We start from the raw sequence: 1,920 nt of genomic DNA on the forward strand, positions 1-1,920 counted from the left end.
AACCCGGGTACGGGCGAGCCTGCCCGACCGACCGAGGGGAGCCCCCGCCCACCGGGCGGAGCCGTGGCGGACGCCGCCCGGCGAGGCCGCCGCCGATGGGGCGGAAACCGCCTCTGACCTGCGGAAAGGTGTGATACAGATCACCCGCCGAAACCCCTATTCCAGGTGGACCCGGACCCGTAAATAAGGCAGAATTAGTGATGTCGGAAGGGGATGGCAGCCCCGGATGACAGGCCCTAAACCTTCAACACCAAGGACAACGACGTGACGACCGAGACCGTCGAGCAGACCATCCCGACCACCTTCCGATTCGAGGACGTCCCGCTTTCCCAGCTCACCGCCCACCCCGGCAACGTCCGTGAGGACCTGGCCGTGACCGACCGGTTCCGCCGGAGCCTCCGCAAGAAGCTGCGGACGCCGCTGCTGGTGACCCCGCAGGCAGACGGCACGTACAAGGTGATCGACGGTCACCGCCGTCTGCTGGTCATGATCGAGGACAAGTGGGAGACCGTCCCCGTCGTGATCGACGACAGTCGGGCCGAGGACGAGGCCGGGCAGTACGTGGACATGGTCACCACCGCCGAACAGCGGGTGGGCCTGAACACGCGGGAGAAGGCCGCCGCCCTCTTCCAGGCGAGCGAGCTGGGGGCCGGGGTCAAGGCCATCGCGACCGAGACCGGGTGGACGCAGAAGGACGTGAAGACCGCCGTGCAGGTGGGACGCGCGGCCAAGACGATGGAGGCGGCCCAGGCCGTCCAGTACGCCTGGACGCTCGACCAGCTCGAAGCGCTGGCCGAGTTCGAGGACGACCCGGAGGCCCTGAAGGAGCTGACCGAGGCGGCGCAGGGCGGGAACTTCTCCTACCGTCTGCGCAGGCTCCGCGACGACCGGGAGGAGACGGCGCGGCTGGCCAAGGAGCGGGCCGAGGCCGTCGCCGCCGGGCTGACCGTCATTGACGAGTACGAGGCCCTGCCGGACAGCGCGACCCGGATTCACGAACTGCGGACCCACGACGGGGCGAAGACGATCAGCGAGGAGGAGCACAAGGCATGCCGGGGGCACGTCGTGGCCCCGGCGCAGTACGGCTCCCACTGGGTGACGTACTGCCTGAAGCCCGCCCTGTACGACCACGCCGTCTACCAGCCGCCCGGCAGCACCACGGCGACCACCAAGGCGGAGGACAAGGAGGCCCGCCAGCGCATCATCCAGGGGAACAAGCACTACAAGGCCGCGACCGCAGCCCGCCGCGAGTGGCTGAACACCTGGATGACCCGCAAGACGTTCCCGCGCGACGCGCAGGTGATCATGGCGCGGTTCGTCGCGGAATCGACCCTGCGCGGCGACGATCTCGGCATCGGTGACATCACCAGCGAGGACGGAACCCGCCTGGTCCGGGAATGGCTCGGCATCGCGGACGCCTCCCGGGCGAACACGATGACGGCCGAGATCCTGGCGAAGGCCGACGCCCGCCGCCTGGCACTGTTCCCCTTCATGGCCTGCGTGGCGTCGTACGAGAAGACGACCGGCCACAAGGACAACCGGCCCTGGCGCACGGACCGTCAGGGTCTGAGCAGCCACACGCGAAAGCGGATCGGCGCGTACCTCTCCATGCTCGTGCAGCTGGGCCACTCGGCCTCACCGATCGAACAGGCCATCATCGACGGCCAGGAGTACGACGGCACCGAGCACGCGGCGAAGGTCTCCGCCGAGAAGGCGAAGGAGACGGGACAGGAACAGCTCGACTCGAAGTGACCGCAGGGCCGGGAGGGGGCTCCCCTCCCGGCCCGCGTACGGCAGCGTCGTCCTCACGGGCAGCGCCGCCGTACGCGGCGCGGTAGCGGACACGCCTGGCGGCGTGGCGGTGTTGGTGGCCCGGTGCGTGCTCGCCGGCCCCGGCCTCCTTCGTCGGCCGGTGCCGTC

General features: G+C 69.8%; 1 protein-coding gene. It reads left to right on the plus strand.

Going from position 1 to position 1,920, the window contains the following annotated elements; translation table 11 throughout:
* Positions 1 to 264 precede the first annotated feature (264 nt).
* The gene (locus ACFC09_RS45990; RefSeq protein WP_376539182.1) at positions 265 to 1,752 is read left to right on the plus strand and encodes a ParB/RepB/Spo0J family partition protein; all 1,488 of its coding nucleotides are present in this window, start codon (positions 265 to 267) and stop codon (positions 1,750 to 1,752) included.
* The last annotated feature ends 168 nt before the right edge of the window (positions 1,753 to 1,920 follow it).

This window comes from Streptomyces sp. NPDC056161, from assembly GCF_042268025.1.
Taxonomy (GTDB): Bacteria; Actinomycetota; Actinomycetes; order Streptomycetales; family Streptomycetaceae; genus Streptomyces.